This window comes from Daejeonella sp., assembly GCF_036405355.1.
Lineage (GTDB): Bacteria > Bacteroidota > Bacteroidia > Sphingobacteriales > Sphingobacteriaceae > Daejeonella.
Genome location: NZ_DASWXT010000046.1, coordinates 1 through 4,818, shown reverse-complemented (window position 1 = coordinate 4,818; position 4,818 = coordinate 1). Strand labels below are relative to the sequence as shown.

Below are 4,818 nucleotides of genomic sequence, written 5' to 3'. Positions count from 1 at the left end.
GCTATTCTCATTTTCTGAAACCAGCCAGCCGGAAAATGATCGGCCATCGTTTGTACTGATGGATATGGACTGATATGCCGGTAATACTTCATAATTTGGAACCAGGATGTGAAGTAATAAAGCATCAGCAGGCTGATTCTTTACACCGGTCAGATCGGGCCCTACCTTGCCTCCCACGTTCTGATAGGTATGACATGCTGAACAGGCTTTCTGAAAAACTGCTTTACCCATTTTAGCATCAACCTGTGCTGTGAGAGCTTTTCTATATTCCTGATATACCGTCATCCGGTCGCCTCCCTCAAGTTCCTTGAACAATATCTTTGCGCGGTCACTGATCTGTGCATTTTTATCTGATATCAGTCGCATTCTGTCAGCAGACGACAATTCGGCTCCGCTTATTGTGCCCTTTTCAATTGCCAGAAACAATTCATTGATAAATGAGGGTTTTGATACTACGGCAGCCACTACTGCTGATTTTATTCTTGGGGTGTATGCAGACCATGCCTTTTTCTCCAATAAGATTGCAGCCCCTCGTGGATCATCCAATCGCGCCAAAGCGGAAATAGCTTCCAGCAATAATTCTGGCGGAGTACTTGGAACCATCATTTTCTGAAGTGCAGAATGGCTTCGTTCAAAGTCTGTATAGCCCAGTAAAGCAGTTGCCGATATTCTTAGTCTGGTACTTTCAGTCTGTTTTACCGCTATATCAAGTGCTCTGTTAACAAAATTATCAAGTGCAGAAATATCAGAACCTGAAGCATTGTTCCCCAGAATGGCATATAATAAACCTTTTGGAGATGTACCAAACTCCTTTACTCTGCCACTGATTCCCTCGGCTAAGCCTAGCATCGTAGCGATTCTCCATTCCGGATCACCATTGGATGCCAAAACCTCCTGCAAAAGTGCACGACTGGCTTCAGCTGATGCACCATTCCCAAACAAACGCCCAAGATCTTTCATAACCGAAGCAAAAGCTACCGGTTCTGCATTTTTCTGATCCCTGAAAGCTGCTAGAAATTCGGGCATACGTTTCTCGATACCGCTTAACACTGCTGCACGAAACCACTTATCGGCCCCATCCCTTGCTGCTGATCTTGCTAATGCCTGCACAACCTGCGGCCCTTGCATCGAACCCAGAACCAGAGTACTGTTATAACGAACACGAATGGCCGCATCATTTGAGGCAGCAACTATTGATTGTACCAGTTCAGGGTGTTTTTGAGACATATTCCCTGCCAATAAAACAGCCTGTTCACGGACTCCGGATACTTTATCAGTTAGAGCTTTCTTTAATGTAGTCAAATCCAGAGATCCCATTGAGTTAAGCAACCAAACAGCACGTGCGCGGCTCTCAGGAAAGACCGACTCAACCGCAACCTTCTTTATTAATGAAGCTGAAGCCTGATCATTACGCTCCAGCAACAGTCTGTGAGCAGTATTTCGTTCCCACTCCTCTGCAGATGATAAATACTTAACCAGAGCCGTTGTTGATGAAGCAGAACTCAATCCGGTACTGGCATCATATTTCTTTTGAACAAAATCTTTCCGAACGATCCGGTAAATTCTTCCATCGGTCTTTCCGCTCTCCCAATCCAAACCTGGCCTGGCTTCCTCAGGTATATAAGCCGGATGATCAATCACTTTGCGATGCATATCAGCTAGGTATAGTCCTCCCTCGGGTCCATGCTGCAGAGATACCGGACGAAACCATTCATCTGTAGAAGAGAGAAACTCTCTGCCTTCATAAGGTGTTTTGGATTTGAAGGAGACTCCTTCAGGAGAAACAATCTGCCTTTGAATCAGGTTCTGGGCTGATTCACAGATAAAAATATTACCCTTGTGGGCAGGTGTAAGTCCGCTGCCATTAAAAACCATCAATCCACTTGCAGCAGTAAAGGTACCCGCATGCGAACGACCAATCAGTTTTGGAATAAAATCGGCACTGGTAACCGACCTGCTGACCGGATATACTGTTGCTTCAGCCTCTACCTTCGAAACATTTTGTACGGTTTCATTGAATAATAGATTAGCATTCCTGCGAAGAAACCAGGGCTCCATAACAGAATGCATAATCGGGTGCCTGTTTGAGCAACCGAATCGCCGTCCGTAAGCATCAAATGTCAGTCCAAACTGGCTTTTTCCTCCTGTAACCTCAAACTCGAAAGTCTCGGGATTAAAGCGGCCATCAGTCTGCTTAAATGATACTGCAGGGCGATCAGGGTGATCAGGTGAAGTTACATTTCCTCCATTAAGACCGGCAGTAACGTATACCCAGCCATCCAAACCCATAGTCGGATGGCTCATTCTGATCTGCGCGGTTTGAGTTGCAAAAAATCCGGTCAGGACTACCTTTCTAATATCTGCAATCCCGTCATTATCAGTGTCTTTTAAATAATAAATATCCGGAGAACAGGTTACAAAAACTCCTCCTTTCCATGGCATCAGGCCATTCGGATAAGTCAAACCCGTGGCAAATTCAGTTCGTTTATCATAAATGCCATCTCCGTTGGTGTCTTTCAAAAGTGCAACACGTCCAAGAGTGGTCGTAGAACCGCCTTCAACAGGATCGGGATAACCTCTGTCTTCAACAACATACATTTGACGATTTTCATCAAAAGCAAGTGCTACCGGATCGATAACCAGCGGTTCGGCGGCAATCAGATCGATACGCATGCCAGGTTCAATCTGAAAACTATCCAATGCTTTCTTTAGCCTCTCACTGCGTGGATCAGGCTGTAATGCTGCAATGGTAACTGTTAGAACTATCAATAACAATCCAAAAATCTGGTATTGTCTGAAACGAAATCTATTCATTGTTATTTATATAAAAATCTGGAAGATAAATGTGCTAATCAAATATAATTTCTTGTGCTTTGGCATTATGGTACTTTTCTTGAGATGTAAGATACTATTTTATGAGAAGTGAGATATGAGAAGTGAGCTATGGGCTGAATACGCTGTTTCTTTTTCCTATTCCCTATTTCTTACCAAATAGCTATTGGGTCCCTATTTCCCTTCCTTCAGTTTCCCCAGCAAATCAAAAAGCACACTGCTAATCTTAGTAGAAGCATCTACTTCCAGATAGCTTGAACGGGCTCTCCAGGTTTCATAACCTCCCAGTTTATGATGCTCAGGTGTAGGCAAATAACCATTATAACCATTGGCCAGAGAAGTTGTAAATGTTGGTTTAAATGGACTTTTGGCCTTGATATCCAAACCAATTTCAACAAATATTTCACAGGGCATAGCAGCGATTGCCAGATCTCCAATTCGAAATGCCTGAATAATAAGCGGCACTTGTTTCGGAAAATCCTTGATCAGCATTGTCTCACGGGCATAAATTTCTTCCATTGTATTCATAACCGGGCCGCTTGCCTTCGCGATGATTCCTTTAGCACGTTCAATCTCTTCCTTTTTAGGTAAGCGTACTCCCAAATTAATCTCTGTTTGTGCAGAACTTAAAGAAATCCAATCCTGATACCGGATAGTTTGATAGGTTTTATAAGCTTCGGCTGCTATGACATTAGCAACCTGGCGCATTTTCTCATAGGGAGGTGTGGCTGGAATGGGTTCATTTGCAAACCAATTGATATTATTAATATTTCCACTTGTTCCGTTAGACAGCATCGCCACAAATGGGGGAAATCCCTTATTATCAGATTCCAAAAGATCTTTCATTCGTTCTGCGAACATTCCAAAATAATCAGCTGATATTTCACCGGGGCCTGTTCCTCCAACATAATGCAGGGAATAATTTGCGAGCATGGCAATCGGTCTGCCTTCAGGAGTTTGTATTGAAATAATGGGAAGTTCTGGATCTGTTGGGCCTGATGGCTCCAGGCGATCCGGATTAGCTACACCTGGATTCATCTTTACCTGATCTATACCACCAAATGGGTTCATTAATGGTTTGCCGGGTTTCATCTTCCAGCGGCGATTAAACACCTGATTTGGCTCATTGCCAACAGCCCAACCGATACGTGCCGGAACAAGATTATTATTGGCTCTAACCACTGCATCAGCAATTCTTTCCCTGAGAAATTTCAGATATTCCGGATCCGGATCACTTTGAAAGACTGAACAGGCAGTCCCGCCGGAATGCGTATGAATTGCCGACATCATCATGTTTTCTACAGGAATACCAGTTAATTCATGTGCCCTGCGTTTGGCTGCATCCAACTCTTCCCTATAAATCATACAAAGGTCAACAGTGAGCATGGCCAATTTTGTTTTTCCATCGTCAAGTACAATGCAACGCGCATGAGTTTCATCATGAATCTGTTTGACCATAACATCCTTCATATTCCCATTAATAGATGTCCCTATTTTAGGGGTGATATTACTGGTTGCTGCACCGGCCCTGAAAATCTTTGCTGATTGGGCAAATCCATCCTGAACATTTATCAGAAAGCTGCTCAGAAGTATGATAGGAATGCAAAGGAGAACACATCCAGACTTAAGGTTTATATAAAAAGCACTTACAGGTCTGCTCATCTCGGATTTGCACCTCTCAGACCCTAAGGACTTTCTGAAATAAACTTGTTGAGTTTTCAAACTCTCTATTGTATTCTTCATTATTATCTTTTTAATATAAGTTTCAGATGCATTAAACTGATTCTGGTTTAATATTTATTGTAAGCGTAGTCTTTTTGTCATTGCGAGTATAGCGAAGCAATCTCCTCACTTATACCACTAAATTTCCAAAGATTGCTTCGTCTTACCTCCTCGCAATAACAAGCACCCTATTACTTCAATTCCGGTGGCAGATTACCATATGCCCATGGTGCTTTGAAAGGTGGCGGCGGAGGAGGCAAAGGA

2 protein-coding genes are annotated in these 4,818 nt (G+C 43.2%); both read right to left on the bottom strand.

The features are described 5' to 3' along the window. The coding region (locus VGE44_RS05830) for a PVC-type heme-binding CxxCH protein (RefSeq protein ID WP_331076869.1) at positions 1-2,814 on the bottom strand (2,814 nt) is incomplete at its 3' end. A gap of 192 nt (positions 2,815-3,006) precedes the next feature. Further along, positions 3,007-4,575, bottom strand: coding sequence for a hypothetical protein (locus VGE44_RS05825; RefSeq protein ID WP_331076867.1), 1,569 nt, complete (start codon positions 4,573-4,575; stop codon positions 3,007-3,009). Positions 4,576-4,818 lie beyond the last annotated feature (243 nt).